Raw genomic sequence first — 15,511 nt, forward strand, 5'->3', positions numbered from 1 at the left:
CCAGAGGATGTGACATGAAAATCATCAGGACGTTTATGGCTGCCGCGGCAGCGCTTGCCGCCTCCGCCTTCGTGGCGCCAGGCTTCGCGGCCGAAGATCCGGGTCCGGGCGCCTATTCGCAAGCACTCAAGGGCAAGCGCGTGATGCTGGTACCGATGGCGATGGGCTTCGACCTGGCACAGGGCTGGGCGCATTACCTGAAGACGGAGGTCGAGGCCTGGGGCGGCGTGTTCGAGACGCGTGACCCGAACTGGGTGGTCGATGCCGGCGCGCAGGCGATAACCGACGCTATCTCGTCGGACGCCAGGCCGGACGTGCTGATCATCCATTCGCCGGACCTCAACTCCTATGCCAAGCTGATGAAGAAGGCGCAGGCGGCCGGCACCTATGTCCTTTTGGTCGACAATCCGGCAAACTTCCCGGCCGATGCCTTTGTCGGCAGCGACTGGGATCGGCTCGGCCAGCTGGAAGCCGAAGCGGCGATCAAGGGTTGTGGGCCGAACTCGTCCAAGAAGATCGGGCTGGTGCAGGGCGACCAGGCCAACTCGTCGAGCCTCTACCAATATGCCGGCATCATGAAGGTCCTGGACAAGAATCCCGACTTCAAGGTCGTGGCCAAGCCGGACTCCAACTGGGATGCGACGACCTCGCGAAACGTGACGACCACGATGCTGCAGCAGAACCCCGACATCTGCGCCATCATCGATTTCTGGGACGGCGACGCGACGGGCGCATCTGCTGCGATCCGCGATGCCAAGCTCGAGGGCAAAGTCTTTCTGGTCACCACCGGCGGTGGCGAAAAGACCGCTGACTGCGACAAGCTGCAGGATGGCACCTATGGCGCGGTGGTGATGACCGACCTTGCCCGCCAGTCGGGCGACATGAACGCCGTGATCAAGTTCCTGTTGCAGAGTGGCCAGCCGGCCGGCACCTCGCACACCTACATCTACACGCTGGAGAAGGCGACAACCAAGGCCGACCTCAAGCCAGACAGCTGCTGGGACTTGAAAGCACTGCAAGCCCAAGCTGCGGCCAAGTAAACGGCGGGTCCGTTGCAAGCATCGACGAGGTGGCCGGACCGGGTTCGGCCGCCTCTTTCTCTCTTGAGTGGCAGCAGCAACCGATGTCCTTTCGCGAACGCCTTCAATCCTGGCGCTACAATCTCGTGCCCGACCACCTCGTCGGCGAGATCCTCAGCAAACGCTGGACCGACAACGCCATTCCGTTCCTGGCGCTGGTGGCGACGCTCGGCGTGTTCGGTTCGATCATTCCCGGCTTCTTCAAGCCGATGTCGCTGCAGGAATCGACCCGCCAGCTCGGCGAATTCTCGCTGGTCGTCACCGGTATGACGGTGGTCATGCTTGGCGGCGGCATCGACCTTTCGGTCGGCTCGATCTTCGCGCTGTCCTGCTTTTCCGCCGTGTTCGTCTTCTTCATCCTCGAACAATCGGTGTGGTTGGCGCTGGCCGCCTCGATCGCCACCGGCCTGCTGTTCGGCGCGATCAACGGTTACCTGATCGGCTATTTCAGGCTGCGCGCGTTCCTGACGACGCTGGTCACCTTCATTTTCGGGCGGGCGCTGTTCGACATTTTAGTCACCACTTATGCCGCCGACGTCCAGCTTTCCGATGCCACATCGGATGTGCTGGACTTCATCGGCGACGACACCTTCTGGGGCCTGTCGGTTGCGGTGTGGGCGGCGATTATTCTGGCGATTATTACGCATGTCGCGCTGACGCGCTCGCGGCCCGGCTGGCATGTGCAGGCGGTGGGCGGGTCGCGGCGATCGGCCCACAATGCCGGCATCCGCGTGCGCCGCACCGTATTCATGACCTATGTGTTTTCCGGCTTCTGCGCCTCGCTCGGCGGCTTCCTCATCGCCTGCCGGCTGAGCGGGGCAGGGCCGGGCACAGGCCTCAACCTCGAGGTCATGGCACTGACAGCGGCGGTCGTCGGCGGCGTCAGCCTGGGCGGCGGTCGCGGTTCGGTGATCAAGGGGCTGATGGGCGCGATCATCGTGCTGACGATGACCAACGGGCTGATCCGGCTGGGCTATGGTACCGGCACCAACCAGATGGTGCTCGGCATCATGCTGGCCGTCGCCGTCACCATCGACATTCGCTGGCTGAAGAACCGCCACAAGGTGCTGGACGAGGTCTATGTCGCGCCGGTCTACCTGAAGATGGGCGCAACGCAGTCGGCGACGCCGGGCTCGGGCACGCCTTACGAGCTCGACAACCGGCTATCTGAGGCTGACCATATCGGGCTCGGCGAGCTGGAAGGGCCGGAAGACGTCATCCTCGACCGCGACGACCATCTCTATTGCGGCACCAGGCATGGCGAGATCGTCCGCTTCTTCGCGCCGGACTACAAACGCTCGGAGGTCTTTGCGCATATTGGCGGCTTTCCACTCGGCCTGGCCTTCGACAAAACAGGCAATCTGATCAGCTGCGTCGGCGCGATGGGGCTTTATTCGGTTTCGCCGCAGCGCGAGGTGAAGCGGCTTTCGGCGGAAACGTCGCGCTCCTGGACCTCGATCGTCGACGATGCGCGGCTGCGCGACCCAAATGATTGCGACATCGCGCCGGGCGGCCGCATCTACTTCACCGATTCCACCAAGCGCTATGACGCGCACGACTGGGCGCTGGACTCGATCGAGAACCGCGCCACCGGGCGGCTGCTCGTCTATGATCCGAAGGACGGTTCGACCGAGACATTGCTCGACGGCTACCGTTACACCAACGGCGTCTGCATGGCGCATGACGGCAAGTCGCTGTTCTTCGCCGAAAGCTGGGCCTGCCGCGTGCACCGCTACTGGCTGGAAGGGCCGAAGGCGGGCGTTGCCGAATGCGTCATCCGCGACATGCCTGGCTACCCCGACAACATCAACCGTGCCTCCGACGGCAATTACTGGATGGCCTGGCTCGGCATGCGCACGCCGAGCTTCGACCTGTCGCTGCGCCACCCCGACATGCGCAAGCGCATGACGCGCCGGCTGCCGCAGGACGAATGGCTGTTCCCCAACATCAACACCGGCGGTGTGGTGAAATTCAACGAGAAGGGCGGCATCGTCGAGGCGATGGGCGACCTGTCGGGCGCCGCGCATCCGATGGTGACTTCGATGCGCGAGCACAAAGGTTTTCTGTTCGTCGGCGGTATCCTCAACAATCGGATCGGCCGCTACCGGATTGCCGGGGCCGACCCGAACTGGACCAGCCCTGCTTCCTATTGGGGAGCAAAGGCATGATGCTGGACCCGATCCTCGACATCTTCCGCGGCAAGGCGGTGACAATCCCGCCGCTAGACGGTGCCTTCAGGCCGAATACGCTGCTGGACGATGCGCCGGCTTTTGCCGATCTGACCGAGCCCGACAATCTGCTGGTCGCCGACGGCCGGCTGCTGGCCTCCAGCGGCAATGCCGTCTACGCGGCCGCCGCCGGTGGCGCGCCAAAGATGGTTGAGACATTTCCCTCCCGCGTCACCGCGATCGCGCGCTCGCCCGCCGGCGAACTGACGGTCGGGCTCGAAAGCGGCAGGCTGCTGATTGCAGGCAAGGAGGCCGCCCTGCCGGCCGAGATCCGCTGCATCACAGCACTCGCCTATGCGGAAGATGGCACGCTTTGGCTGGCCAATGGCTCGGCCGAACACGCGCCGTTGGAATGGGCCGCCGATCTGATGAAGAAGGGTGCGTCGGGTTCGCTGTGGAGGCGCGATCCGGCAGGCAGCGAATTCCGCAAGCTCGCCGGTGACATCGCCTTTCCCTATGGGCTGCATCCAACCGGCAAGGACGTGTTGGTCGGCGAGAGCTGGCGGCACCAACTCGTCCGCTTCGACGGCGCGACAGGCAGCCGCTCGACGGTGCTGGCGCATCTGCCCGGCTATCCCGCGCGGCTATCGCCCGCCGCCGATGGCGGTGCCTGGCTGGCGCTGTTTGCGCCCCGCAACCGTTTGATCGAATTCGTGCTGCAGGAAAAGCACTATCGAAACGACATGCTGGCGCAAGTGTCGCCGCAACACTGGATCGCGCCGGCACTCGCCTCCAACCGCAGCTTCCTCGAGCCGCTGCAATGCGGCGGCATCCGCACCATGGGCATCCACAAGCCATGGTCGCCGAGCCGCTCCTACGGGCTGGTGGTCAGGCTCGATCGGGAGATGCGGCCGCAGTACAGCCTGCACAGCCGCGCCAACGGCACGCGCCACGGCATCTGCAGCGTGGCGGAGACAGACGGTCGCCTGTTCATTGCCTCGAAAGGCGGCGATTGCCTGCTGGCCATCGATCTGGCTTCAGGAGGGCATCGCTGATGGAACCGATCGTCCGCCTGGAAAACGTGACCAAGACCTATCGCGGTGTGCCCGCGGTGAAGAATGTCAGCTTCGAGCTGCGCAAGGGTGAGATCCACGCGCTGCTCGGCGAGAACGGTGCAGGAAAATCGACGCTGACCAAGATCATCGCCGGCGTTGTCGACGCGACATCGGGAAAGATGTTCCACAACGGCCAGGAGATCGCCTACGCCTCGCCGCATGCGGCACTTGAAGCCGGCATCGCCATGGTGTTCCAGGAAACCAGCCTGGTGCCGTCGATGACGGTGGCGCAGAACCTCTATCTCGGCACGGAGAGCTTTCTCAACCGGCTGCGCGGCACCTACATCTCGGCGCAGCAGTTCCTGCAGTCGCTGAATTTTCCCGTCGATCCCAATGCCATGGTGGCGACGCTGGGCGCGGCCAAGCGGCAGATGGTCGAGATCGCCCGCGCCGTCCACCACAATGCCGAGATCATCATCTTCGACGAGCCGACGGCGACGCTGACGCCAGAGGAAAAGCGGCACTTCTTCGCGCTGATCCGCCGGCTCAAGGCAAGGGGCGTGTCGATCGTCTTCATCAGCCATGCGCTCGAAGAGGCGCTTGATATCGCCGACCGCATCACCATCCTGCGCGACGGTGAGCTGGTGATCACCGACGATACCGCCGCTTTCGATCGCGACAGGATCGTCGCGGCGATGGTCGGGCGCACGCTGTCGGGGCAGCTCTACAGCCAGCGCGACGAGACCAAGCTGCGCAAGCCCGGCAAGAAGGTGCTGTCGGTGCAGGACATCTCGATGAGCAATGTCGTGCGCAACAATTCCTTCTCGATCTTCGAGGGCGAGATCACCGGGGTGTTCGGGCTGATCGGCTCGGGCCGCACCGAGACGTTCAAGATCGTCTCCGGCATCTACAAGCGCGACTTCCTGCGCGGCGGCAGCATCGAACTGCACGACCGGCCGGTGCGCTATCTCGTGCCGAGCGAGGCGGTGGCGGACGGCATCGTCTATGTCACCGAAGATCGCAAAAGCGAGGGGATTTTCGAGACGATGGACGTCGCCGAGAACCTGTTCGGCGGCTTTTTGGCGGCGGGGCGGGAAAAGAGCTGGGTAATCAATGCGCAGGAGATGCGGGCGCTGTCGGCCGAATGGACCAGGACGCTGAACGTCAAGGCGATCAACGACAATGCGCGCGTGGTCGAGCTTTCCGGCGGCAACCAGCAGAAGGTGGTGATCGGCAAGGGGCTGGTGCAAAAGCCGCGCATCGTCATCTTCGACGAGCCGACACGCGGCGTCGATGTCGGCGCCATCGCCGAGATCCACCAGATCATCAACGGGCTGGCCGATGAAGGCCTCGCAGTCGTCGTCATCTCGTCCTACCTGCCGGAGATCATGAACCTGTCCGACCGCATCCTGGTCTGCCGGCAAGGCCGCATTGTCGAGGAGTTCTCGCCTGCCGAGGCGACAGAGGAGAAGATCATGTACGCGGCGGTGCATTAGGTTCCCGGGGCGATGCGTACTTCGACAATTGGCCGAGTCGCCAATCCATTCGTCATCCTGGGGCGAAGCAAGGAGCGCAGCGACGCGGCGCAGACCCCAGGATCCATGCCGCTACACCAGAGCGCTGCTGCGGTGCAGAATTCTGTTTCGCTGCGTTCTTCGGCTAAGGTCACGGCATGGATCCCAGGGTCTCCGCGACGGAGCTTCGCTCCTGCTTCGCCCAGGGATGACGAAGGTGAGGGGCCTCGGCCAGCCTTACGGTCTTGCCTCAGCGCGTCAATTGCTGATTCATCCAAGGCGGTTAGCCGCCTTTTCTCCCGACCTGATTCAACGACCTTGCATAACGATTCAAAGCGAAAGGACCAAGCCATGGCCACCACAAGACTTCTGACCGATGCCGAGGTCGAGGCCATTCCCGCTGTCAAGGCGGTGTTCGACGATATCCGCGCGACGCGCAAATCCGACTTCGTCAACAATTTCTGGCGCGGGCTGGCGAATGATCCGGCGTCGCTGAAGCGGGTCTGGGAACAGCTCAAGGCGGTGATGGTCGCCGACAGCGCCATCGATCCGCTTACCAAGGAGATGATCTACATCGCCGTCTCGACCGCCAATGGCTGCTCCTATTGCGTCCACTCGCACACCGCCGCAGCGCGGGCCAAAGGCATGACCGACGCGCAGCATGGCGAGTTGGTGTCGATCATCGGGCTGGCCGGGCAAACCAACCAGATGGTGGCAGCGCTGCAGATCCCGGTCGATCCGCAGTTCGAGGTGAGGTGAGGCGAGGCGCGGCGCCTTCCCTTCTCCCCTTGTGGGAGAAGGTGGCCGAGCGAAGCTCGGTCGGATGAGGGGTGCTGGACGGATCGCGGCATTGAAAGCGTAAGTGCTTAAATTGCTTTACATTTCCTCCGTCGCGTTCCTTCCAACACCCCTCATCCGTCTCGGCGCTTCGCGCCGATCCACCTTCTCCCACAGGGGGAGAAGGGGAGGCGTGCGCGCCTCACACCGGCCGGTAGACCCGCTCCGCCGTGTTCCAGAAAATATCGGCCTCGGCGGCCGCGCCGTGTTTCGCCACCGCCTCCCGGTGCGCCTTGATCAGTTCGGCATGGCTGGTCCACAGCTTCTCGATCGGGAAGTTCGAGCCGAACATCAAATGGTCGCTGCCGAGGATGTCGATGGCGTTGTCGACGATATAGGCGATCAGCGCCGGGTCGTTGCGGTGGACGAAGGTGCCGAGGCCGGACAGCTTTGCATAGAGATTGGGCGCCGCTGACAGCGTGCGCAGGCCGGACTTCCACGCCTCGGTGGTCTCCGGCTCCATGTCGGTCAGCATGCCGGCGTGGGTGAGGATGAAATTCGTCTCGGGGTTCTCGCCGACGAGCGTCAGCCCATCCTTCATCTGGGCGGGGAAAAGCTGCAGGTCGAAGGACAGGCCGTAATCCTTGAGCCGCGCGACATTGGCCCGCACCTTCGGGTCGATGACCTGATGGGCCGAGGCGGCGAAGCGGAAGGCCGGCGTTCCGTGCCAGTGCAGCTGCATGCGCACGCCGCGCAGCAGAGGGTATTTGATCAGCCGGTCGATCTGGGGCCTGATATCGTCCACCGTCATGTCGGAATAGCCGACGATGGCGTGCGGCCAGCCGGTTTCTTCCGCGGTCTTCTGCAGGAAGGCGACCTCTTTCTCGAAATCCTCCTTGGCCCAGTTGGTCTGGACATAGACCGCCTTCTCGACGCCTGAACCTTGCTGGTCAGCGAGGAATTCCTCGATCGGATAGTCGCGGCGGATCGGCTCGTAAGGACCGAAGATGCGCGGCACCATCGGCCCGACCAGCCATGGCTGGTCCTTTTGGCGCCAGATGTGGAAATGCGCGTCGATCGCCTTCTGCATCACGAAACCCTCTTCCAGATTGCCGCGGCCGCCGGAGCTGGGCGGGCGAGCGACAGGATGAACTCGGTGAGGCCGGTAATGGATGAGCCGTCGATGAGATCGTCAAGCACCGGCAGGATGGCGCGAAGTGCTGCCGTGGCCGGCCGAAAACGCGGATCGCCGGCCAACGGCGTCGCCAGCGAAAGCCGAAAGGCGCGGGCGCTCAGCCGGCGCATCGCGGTCTCCAGCTCGGTATGGTCGCCGCGCTCCAGCGCATCCGACAGGATAATGATCGCCGCCCCGCGTGCAAAGGCGGAGAAGCGCGGCACCGATAGAAACGCGAGCAGCGTCGGTCCCATGCGGGTGCCGCCGTCCCAGTCGTCGACCTGGGCAGCGGCGCGGGCCAGCGCCTGATTGCGGTCGCGAATGCGCAGCGCCGAGGTGATACGGGTCAGCCGTGTGCCGAAAGTGAAGACCTCCGCCCGGTCGGCGCCTTGCACCGCCGCGTGTGCCAGCTTGAGATAGTCCGATGTGTAGAGCTTCATCGAGCCGGACACGTCGATCAGCATGAGAAGCTTGCGCGGCACTGTCTGCCGCCGGCGCAGCAGCGGCGAGGGGATATCGCCGTCGGCACTGACGATTTCGCGCAGCGAGCGGCGCAGGTCGAGCTTGCCGCGGGCATTCGTGCGCACCGTGCGGAAAGAACGGCGGGCGGGCAACGCGGTGGCGAGCTTGCGGCGGAAGGCGGCAAGCCCGTCGCTATCGCGATGGAACTCGCGGACGCTCAACTGTTCGCTGGCCGAAGACAGTTCGCCGCCTTGCTCCTGGCGGACCACCTCGATTTCTTCTTCGCCCGTTGCACCATCGTCCTTGATGCGGGTTTCCTCGTCGGCCTCGCCTTCGACCAGCGCCGCGGCGTCCCCATAGAAATGGCTCCGGAAATGCGCCTCGAATTCGTCGCGGCGGTTGGGCGGTGGCGCCAACGTGGCAAGAGCCGCCTCGCGGATGTCGTTCATCGAGCGGGGCCCGAGCAGGGTTACGGCCTGCATGAAGTCTGATACCTGCTCCGGCGCGACAGCAAAGCCATAGCGGCGGAGCAGCCGGCCGAAGCCGAGCATTGGGGTTGCGGCGCGCGGCAAGCTTTCTCCCCGCATCATTCCTTCGCGCCCCCCTCTGTCCTACCGGACATCTCCCCCTCAAGGGGGGAGATTGGCAGCTTTGACGCTCCGCTCATTTCTGCAATGTTGGAGTTTAGCGAAAGCCGGGATGACATCTGATCTCCCCCCTTGAGAGGGGGATGCCAAGTGGTGGCAAAGAGGGCAGGACAGAGGGGGGTGCTGTCCCGCCAACGTTGCGGAATGGACGGGAGGAGGGGATTGCCGACTTCCCGGCTCACGCCAGCGCCTCCTCGACAATCTTGCCGAGCTCCGGCGCGATGCAGGAAAGGTCCTCCTCGTCCTTGATCAGCACGCCGATGGCGCGGCGAAACGCTTCCGGCCACGGCCTGCCGCCCTTTTCGAGTATGGTCGCGGCATTGGCCCATTCAACCGCCTCGGCGATGCCTGGCGGCTTGGCCAACGGACGGGCGCGAATGTCGCGCACGGCCGAGGCAACGGCGCGAGCCGTGGCCTCGGCGACATCGCCGGCGCGCAGCATGATGATCTCGGCCTCGCGCCCGGCGTCGGGATAGGTGATCCAGTGGTAGACGCAGCGCCGCCGCAGAGCTTCGGCCAGTTCACGGGTGCGGTTCGAGGTCAGGATGACGATCGGCTGGGCCGTCGCGCGAATGGTGCCGCGCTCGGGAATGCTTATCTGGAAATCGGAGAGGAATTCCAGCAGCAACGCTTCGAACTCATGGTCCGAGCGGTCGATCTCGTCGACCAGCAGCACGCGCTTTTCCGGTGCCTTCAGCACCTGCAGCAGCGGCCGCGCGATGAGAAAACGGTCGTCGTAGATGTCGACCTCGTGCTCGCCGGCATGGCGGATGGCGAGCAACTGGCGCTGGTAGTTCCACTCATAGAGCGCATGCGCGGCGTCGATGCCCTCGTAGCATTGCAGCCGCACGAGGTCGCGCCCGAGCACCTCGGCTATCGCTTTTGCGGCCTCTGTCTTGCCGACGCCCGGTGCGCCTTCGAGCAGCAGCGGCTTGCCCAGCCTTATCGCCAGGAAGATGGCGGTGGCCAGGCTTTCGTCGGCCAGATAGCGCGAGGCGGCGAGGCGCGACGCCACCGCCTCCGGCGATGTCGCGACAGTCTCGGCACTTCTCTTGGGCATTTCCAACACTCAGTTCGATGCTTGCGCCTTCAGCGCCCGCAGGATGCGCTCCGGCGTGATCGGCAGCGTATCGATGCGCACACCGATCGCGTCGAATACGGCGTTGGCCACCGCCGGGATTTGCGGGTTGGCGCACATCTCGCCCGGCCCCTTGGCGCCGTACGGCCCGTCGGCCGAGGGCCGTTCCAGCACGATGACCTCGGTTTGCGCGACATCGCCAGGACCCGGCATCAGATACTGATTGAAATCGGTGCCGCCATGGTCGCGGTTGGGATAATAGGGTTCGGTCGTCTCGTAGAGCGCATGGCTGATGCCCATCCATGAGCCGCCGACGAGCTGCTGCTCGACCATTTTCGGGTTCAGCGCACGGCCGATCTCAAACACGTTCTTCACCGTCAGCACGGTGACCTCGCCGGTCTCGTCGTCGACTTCGACCTCGGCCACCGTGCAGGCATGCGCATAGCAGGTCGACGGCTTCATCGCGCCGGTTTCCTTTTCCGGATAGGAGCGCGGGATCAAAAACATGCCGCGGCCGGAAATCGAACGGCCGCGCTTGAAATGCGCCGACAGCGCGACATCGAAGATCGAGATCGATTTCTGCGGCGCGCCCTTGACCAGGATGTTGCCCTGGCCGTCGGTCTCGAGGTCCGACGCATTCACCTCCAGCTCCTCGGCCGCTACTTCCAGCATCACCTGGCGGGCTTCCCTGGCCGCCTGGATGACGGCATTGCCGGCGCGGTGCGTGCCGCGCGAGGCGAAGGTGCCCATGCAATGCGGGCCGGTGTCGGTGTCGGCGGTGTCTACGACGACACGGTCGGTCGGCACGCCGATCGTCTCGGCGCAGATCTGCGCCATGATCTGCTTCATGCCCTGGCCGAGGTCGACGCTCGACAGCGTGACCATGAAATTGCCGGTCGGCGTCGAATGCACCAGCGCCTGCGTCGGGTCGCCGCCGAGATTCATGCCGGTCGGATAATTGATCGCGGCGACTCCGCGTCCGCGCCTGATCGCCATCTCAAACTCCCTTCGCGTAAGACGACATCGCCATGAATTTTTCTGCCACGGGCCAGTTGGCGGCGCGCGAGGCTTCCTGCATGCACTCGATCAGCGCAGCCCCCTCGGTCGGCTGCCGATGTGCTTTCATGTCGCCATCGCGATAGGCGTTGATGAAACGGAATTCGAGCGGGTCCATGCCGATCAGCCGGGCGAGCTTGTCCATCTGTACCTCCAGCGCGAAATCGCCGATGGTGACGCCGAAGCCGCGCATCGCCGAGGACGGGGTGCGGTTGGTGTAGACGCAGTAGGTGTCGATCCAGACGTTCGGGATCGTATAGGGGCCGGGATAATGGCCGGCGCCCTTCTGCGCGCCGTAGGGCGAATGGCGCGAATAGGCGCCGGCATCGGTGTAGCCCGTGACTTTACGCGCGACGATGCGGCCGTCGTTCATGACGCCGTCCTTGATGACGACTTTCTCGGCGGCGCGCGGCGAGGAAATCTGCATCTCTTCCTCGCGGCTGTAGATAAAACAGACCGGTCGTCCTGTTATTTTGGCGCCAAGGATGGCGATCGGCTCGACGATGACGTCGACCTTGCCGCCAAAGCCGCCGCCGACAGTGCCGCCGACGAAATGCAGCTTGTTGCCGGGCACCTGCAGGATGATCGAGGCGTTATCGAGGGTGAAGAACATCGCCTGTGTGTTGGTGTAGCAGGTGAAGCGGTCGTTGCCCTCGGGCGCGACGATGCAGCCGGTCGTTTCGGTCGGCGCATGCTCGATCGGTGAAGACTGGTAGGTCTGTTCGAGCACGTGGTCGGCTCCTGTAAAGCCTGCCTCGACATCGCCGAAGCGCACCTTGCGGCATTCGCCGCTATCGTAGAGATAGTAGTTCCGGCCATGGTACTCATTGACGATCGGCGCGCCGGGCTTCAGCGCTTCCTCCATGTCGAAGACGGCCGGCAGCACTTCGTAGTCGACCTTGACCTTGGCGGCGGCTTCCTGGGCGGCGCGCTCGGTCTCGGCCAGCACCGCCACCACGGCCTCGCCCTTCCAGCGCACCTTGCCGTCGGCCAGCACCGTCTCGTCCTCCGGCCCGATCTGGATCAGGATCAGGATGGTGTAGACATTGTGCGGCACGTCCTTGGCGGTCAGCACCTTGACGACGCCGGGGTGCTTTTCCGCCTCTGACGTATCGATGCTGCGGATGCGGGCGTGATGATGCGGGCTGCGCACCATCTTCAGGTGCAGCATGCCGGGAAAATTGCGGTCGGCGAAATAGGCGGTCTTGCCGGTGACATGGCCGGGCGAATCCGAACGCGGCCGCGGCTGGCCGATCTCGTGCAGATCGTCCTTGCGCTGGTCGGCGAAATAGCTCTTGCGGAGTTCCATCTTTTTGACTCCCCTCAAGCCGCGTTCTGCGAATTGGAGCGCGCAGCGCTCAGCACCGCCTGGATGATCGGTTCGTAGCCGGTGCAGCGGCAGATATTGCCGGACAGTGCCTCGACCACATCCTCGCGGCTGGGGTTCGGGGTTTGGTCGAGCAGCACCTTGGCGGCCATGATCATGCCCGGCGTGCAGAAACCGCATTGGGTCGCGAAGGCGTCGAGGAAAGCGCGTTGCAGCGGATGCAGCACGCCGCCTTCCGCCAGCCCCGTGGTCGTGGCGATAGTCGCGCCATTGCAGGTCTCGGCCAGCGTCAGGCAGGACAGCCTGAGCTCGCCGTCGATGATGACCGAGCAGGCGCCGCAAGTGCCCTGGTGGCAGCCGCCTTTTGGCGAGGTGTCGCCGATCTTGTCGCGCAGCGCATGAAGCAGCGTTGTGCCGCTGTCGATGAATTCGGCCTTTTCCGCACCATTGAGCGTGAACTGAACCGGGACCTTTGCCATCTTTTTACTCCTTGCGCCGCAGCCAGGCGGACATACGCGCCACGGTCTTTCAGGCGAGCAGCAGCCGGCCGAGATGGACCGGCAGGACTTCGTTGCGATACCAGGCACTGGCGATCGGATCGGTTCGCTGCGAAGTGCCGTCGCGGGCAACAGCCAGTGCCGGTGCGATGCCCTCGCTCGTGAGTTCCCGGCCAATCAGGGCCTTCTCCGCCGCCCTGGCACGGATCGGCCGGTCGGCCATGCAGCCGAACGCGATCCGCGCTGACGACACGGTGCCGTCCGGTGCGTGCTCCAGCACGGTCGCGATGCTCAGCACCGAAATGCCCTTTGGCTTGACCCTCGACACTTTCAGGAAGAAGCCGCCTTCCTTCGGAATCGTGAAGCCGACCGCAGTGACGATGGCGTGGTTGCTTTCGCGCTTTGCGAGGAATGTCTCAATCGGCAGCTCGCCGTCATCGGCGCTGACAGTTGCATCCAAAGCCAGCAGCGCAACGGTGAAATCGCCGTAAGGCGTTGGCGCGAAGAGATTGCCGCCGACGCTCGCCATGTTGCGGATCGCCGGGCCGCCGACGGCGCGCGCGGCGTGGGCAAGAGTGGCCAGATCCGGGTGACGGGCGATCGCCGCCATGGTCACCGAGGCGCCGATGCGGACCGTGCCGCCGGAGACGCTGATGGCCGACAACGCCGGGTCGGTCGACCTGACGAAACCGGAGATCGACACGTCGCCTTCATTGACGGCGCGCACGACCAGCGTGCCGCCACCGAGATAGCGGGCGCCGGCGGCTTTCAGCGCCGCGCTGGCGTCCTTCACCGTCGCGAAAGTCTGCAATGCAAGCGTCATGGAACGCTCCCTTTTTCGGGCTTAGTCCGTCATTCAACTCTGGCCGGCAAAGTGGTTCTTCAGGGCGTTGAACCCGCCCTGGAAAACATTGGCGCCCATGCCTTCGGCCAATTTATCGGCTTCCTCAGGAGCGGCGTCGAAGCTGGCGGTCCATTCGGCATAGGTGCGGTCGCCGTCGGTCACCCGCCGCAACTGCAGCGTCGCCTTGTGGTTGGTGAGCGGCTGCGGCGTCTCCAGGATGGCGTAGCTGACGAGGAAGTTCTCGTCGGAGAAGTCGAGCAGCTTTTCGCGCAGGCGCGCGCCGCTGGCGAGCTGGAAATTGCGCACGCAGCCGATCGTGCCGGCATCCTTGCCGTCTTCGATATGGCTTTCGACCATGCGCGGGTGCCAGCTCGGCAGGCCGTTGAAGTCGCGTATGCGCGCCCAGACCTTTTCGACCGGCGCGTCGATGACGCTGGAGATGGTGACTTTCGCCATATGATCGTTCCCTTGCAAATCAGCTGCCTGGGAGGGTAGGGCGGCAGGCTCGGCAGCGCTTATCAATGCGTCTTGAACGCCTATCAAATAGTCTGAAAAAACGGGCGCTCAGCTGATCGCCCGCGCCGCTTCGCGGTAAAGCGTCGGCGGGACGCCGACATGGTCGCGGAAGAAGCGCGAGAAATTGCCTTGCGTGGTGAAGCCGAGATTGCAGGCGACCGAGATCAGCGGCTCCTGCGACCACTGTAACTGCCGCACCGCTTCCTCCATGCGCAGCGTGTTCCAATAGACGTTGGGCGTCAGATTGGTCTGTTCCTTGAACAGGGCGAAGAAATGCGGCCGCGACAGGCCGACGCTGCGCGCCACGTCGTCGAAGCAGATACGCTCGCAGACATTGGCTTTCATCAGCTGGATCGCCTTGCGGACGCGGAAGTCCTGCATGGTGTTGACGCGGGCGCGCACGGTCTGCGGTGCGGACGCGTCGGCGGCGTCGAGCACGCTGTCGATGAAGCGCTCGATCTCGTAATTGGCGATGTCGTCGATGCTCTCATTGTCGCTGAGATGATCGAGGAGGTTGGCCGCTGCCTTGTGCAGCCAAGGCTCGAGCGTGATTGCCGGGGCGGAGAACAGCGGCGCGGCGGCAGGCAGCTCGCGGCGCCTTCGAGCCCAGTCCGGATCGATGTAAAAGGCGAGGAACAGGCCGGGCGTGCCGTCGCGGGACAGAGCGTGGCTGTGCGGCTGGAAGGAATTGATGCCGGCGGCGGTGCCCGGTCCAAGCCGTACCGTCTCGCGGCCGATGGTCATCTCGCCGGCCGTGCCTTCCAGCCAGATGATGATATGCGCCTCGACATGGGCATGGGTGACGAAGTCGCTGGCGACGTTCAGGACAGAAACATGTCCGAACCGGCCCCAGTAGAGCCTGATCGCTTCCGTCATGGGTAATCCTCCCGCAGGCGACTGGCCTCCCTTCGCCTGCTGCGAGCGATTGTGCGGCGCAGTTTGGGCTTGCGTCAAGACGGATGTGCACGTCCGGGCGCCGGCCATGCGCCGCACCGCGGATTTTCAGACCCGGCGATAGGAGCGCGTCCCCTTCTCCCCCTGTGAGACCTTTGCACGGGGAAGCGAAATCCTGGTTGGTGAGTTAATGGGGCTTTTTTGAAAGCCGGGAAAGCAGTTTTCGACGGCTTGGCATGGCATCGAACGGCATGACCGGCCGATCCGCGATTTTAGGCCGATTTTAGACAGACTCCTCCTCATGCCGGCTTTCCGCCAGGTGGATAGAGGGCGCCGACCATGGTCCGCAGATTGTAGGCGCAGGCGGCTAGTATGCATTGCGTGCGGTTGGCGGCGAGGTTGAAGAAGCGCAGGCGCCGCATG

14 protein-coding genes are annotated in these 15,511 nt (G+C 64.2%); 5 read left to right on the forward strand and 9 right to left on the reverse strand.

The window, feature by feature from the left end:
• Positions 1 to 14 precede the first annotated feature (14 nt).
• From NKI67_RS31210 to NKI67_RS31230, 5 genes are all read left to right on the forward strand, one after another.
• Positions 15 to 1,040: a sugar ABC transporter substrate-binding protein gene (locus NKI67_RS31210; protein WP_352458300.1), complete on the forward strand. Its 1,026-nt coding sequence runs from the start codon at positions 15 to 17 to the stop codon at positions 1,038 to 1,040.
• A gap of 83 nt (positions 1,041 to 1,123) precedes the next feature.
• Positions 1,124 to 3,247: an ABC transporter permease gene (locus NKI67_RS31215; RefSeq protein WP_352648619.1), complete on the forward strand. Its 2,124-nt coding sequence runs from the start codon at positions 1,124 to 1,126 to the stop codon at positions 3,245 to 3,247.
• Positions 3,244 to 4,302 carry a hypothetical protein gene (locus NKI67_RS31220; RefSeq protein WP_352648621.1) on the forward strand — a complete coding sequence of 353 codons (1,059 nt, stop codon included), beginning with the start codon at positions 3,244 to 3,246 and terminating at the stop codon, positions 4,300 to 4,302. Before NKI67_RS31215 ends, NKI67_RS31220 begins: the two co-directional genes overlap by 4 nt.
• A complete protein-coding gene (locus NKI67_RS31225) occupies positions 4,302 to 5,798 on the forward strand; it encodes a sugar ABC transporter ATP-binding protein (protein ID WP_352648623.1) in 1,497 nt (498 codons plus the stop codon). The genes NKI67_RS31220 and NKI67_RS31225 overlap by 1 nt, the downstream gene beginning before the upstream one ends.
• A 369-nt stretch (positions 5,799 to 6,167) precedes the next feature.
• Entirely contained in the window at positions 6,168 to 6,575 is a 408-nt protein-coding gene (locus NKI67_RS31230) for a carboxymuconolactone decarboxylase family protein (RefSeq protein ID WP_352648625.1), read from the forward strand.
• A gap of 220 nt (positions 6,576 to 6,795) precedes the next feature.
• Here the strand turns inward: NKI67_RS31230 and NKI67_RS31235 are convergent, their stop codons facing one another.
• The 9 genes from NKI67_RS31235 to NKI67_RS31275 form a co-directional block, all read right to left on the reverse strand.
• Complete coding sequence (locus tag NKI67_RS31235) at positions 6,796 to 7,683, reverse strand: amidohydrolase family protein (protein ID WP_352648646.1); 888 nt, start codon at positions 7,681 to 7,683, stop codon at positions 6,796 to 6,798.
• Complete coding sequence (locus NKI67_RS31240; RefSeq protein WP_352648627.1) at positions 7,683 to 8,819, reverse strand: vWA domain-containing protein; 1,137 nt, start codon at positions 8,817 to 8,819, stop codon at positions 7,683 to 7,685. The genes NKI67_RS31235 and NKI67_RS31240 overlap by 1 nt, the downstream gene beginning before the upstream one ends.
• 235 nt (positions 8,820 to 9,054) lie before the next feature.
• Positions 9,055 to 9,936 (reverse strand): AAA family ATPase, encoded by an 882-nt coding sequence (locus tag NKI67_RS31245; protein WP_352648629.1) that lies wholly within the window; start codon positions 9,934 to 9,936, stop codon positions 9,055 to 9,057.
• A gap of 9 nt (positions 9,937 to 9,945) precedes the next feature.
• Positions 9,946 to 10,950 carry a xanthine dehydrogenase family protein molybdopterin-binding subunit gene (locus NKI67_RS31250; RefSeq protein ID WP_352648631.1) on the reverse strand — a complete coding sequence of 335 codons (1,005 nt, stop codon included), beginning with the start codon at positions 10,948 to 10,950 and terminating at the stop codon, positions 9,946 to 9,948.
• A 1-nt stretch (position 10,951) separates the two neighbouring features.
• On the reverse strand, positions 10,952 to 12,319 hold the full coding sequence (locus tag NKI67_RS31255; protein WP_352648633.1) for a xanthine dehydrogenase family protein molybdopterin-binding subunit: 1,368 nt from the start codon (positions 12,317 to 12,319) through the stop codon (positions 10,952 to 10,954).
• A gap of 14 nt (positions 12,320 to 12,333) precedes the next feature.
• Positions 12,334 to 12,816 (reverse strand): (2Fe-2S)-binding protein, encoded by a 483-nt coding sequence (locus NKI67_RS31260; protein WP_352648635.1) that lies wholly within the window; start codon positions 12,814 to 12,816, stop codon positions 12,334 to 12,336.
• A gap of 49 nt (positions 12,817 to 12,865) precedes the next feature.
• Positions 12,866 to 13,657, reverse strand: a complete 792-nt coding sequence (locus NKI67_RS31265; protein WP_352648637.1) for an FAD binding domain-containing protein — start codon at positions 13,655 to 13,657, stop codon at positions 12,866 to 12,868.
• Positions 13,658 to 13,690: 33 nt separating this feature from the next.
• Positions 13,691 to 14,134, reverse strand: a complete 444-nt coding sequence (locus NKI67_RS31270; protein ID WP_352648639.1) for an SRPBCC family protein — start codon at positions 14,132 to 14,134, stop codon at positions 13,691 to 13,693.
• A 108-nt stretch (positions 14,135 to 14,242) separates the two neighbouring features.
• The gene (locus NKI67_RS31275) at positions 14,243 to 15,070 is read right to left on the reverse strand and encodes an AraC family transcriptional regulator (RefSeq protein ID WP_352648640.1); all 828 of its coding nucleotides are present in this window, start codon (positions 15,068 to 15,070) and stop codon (positions 14,243 to 14,245) included.
• Between the last annotated feature and the right edge of the window lie 441 nt (positions 15,071 to 15,511).

Source organism: Mesorhizobium sp. M0408 (genome assembly GCF_040321495.1).
Classification (GTDB): Bacteria; Pseudomonadota; Alphaproteobacteria; order Rhizobiales; family Rhizobiaceae; genus Mesorhizobium.

Excerpts from the sequence above, each read along its gene's own strand:
- NKI67_RS31235 (WP_352648646.1), bottom strand. The coding sequence starts at position 7,683 with ATGCAGAAGGCGATCGACGCGCATTTCCACATCTGGCGCCAAAAGGAC.
- NKI67_RS31265 (WP_352648637.1), bottom strand. The coding sequence starts at position 13,657 with ATGACGCTTGCATTGCAGACTTTCGCGACGGTGAAGGACGCCAGCGCG.
- NKI67_RS31245 (WP_352648629.1), bottom strand. The coding sequence starts at position 9,936 with ATGCCCAAGAGAAGTGCCGAGACTGTCGCGACATCGCCGGAGGCGGTG.
- NKI67_RS31260 (WP_352648635.1), bottom strand. The coding sequence starts at position 12,816 with ATGGCAAAGGTCCCGGTTCAGTTCACGCTCAATGGTGCGGAAAAGGCC.
- NKI67_RS31225 (WP_352648623.1), top strand. The coding sequence starts at position 4,302 with ATGGAACCGATCGTCCGCCTGGAAAACGTGACCAAGACCTATCGCGGT.
- NKI67_RS31215 (WP_352648619.1), top strand. The coding sequence starts at position 1,124 with ATGTCCTTTCGCGAACGCCTTCAATCCTGGCGCTACAATCTCGTGCCC.
- NKI67_RS31220 (WP_352648621.1), top strand. The coding sequence starts at position 3,244 with ATGATGCTGGACCCGATCCTCGACATCTTCCGCGGCAAGGCGGTGACA.
- NKI67_RS31255 (WP_352648633.1), bottom strand. The coding sequence starts at position 12,319 with ATGGAACTCCGCAAGAGCTATTTCGCCGACCAGCGCAAGGACGATCTG.
- NKI67_RS31275 (WP_352648640.1), bottom strand. The coding sequence starts at position 15,070 with ATGACGGAAGCGATCAGGCTCTACTGGGGCCGGTTCGGACATGTTTCT.
- NKI67_RS31210 (WP_352458300.1), top strand. The coding sequence starts at position 15 with ATGAAAATCATCAGGACGTTTATGGCTGCCGCGGCAGCGCTTGCCGCC.
- NKI67_RS31250 (WP_352648631.1), bottom strand. The coding sequence starts at position 10,950 with ATGGCGATCAGGCGCGGACGCGGAGTCGCCGCGATCAATTATCCGACC.
- NKI67_RS31230 (WP_352648625.1), top strand. The coding sequence starts at position 6,168 with ATGGCCACCACAAGACTTCTGACCGATGCCGAGGTCGAGGCCATTCCC.
- NKI67_RS31240 (WP_352648627.1), bottom strand. The coding sequence starts at position 8,819 with ATGATGCGGGGAGAAAGCTTGCCGCGCGCCGCAACCCCAATGCTCGGC.
- NKI67_RS31270 (WP_352648639.1), bottom strand. The coding sequence starts at position 14,134 with ATGGCGAAAGTCACCATCTCCAGCGTCATCGACGCGCCGGTCGAAAAG.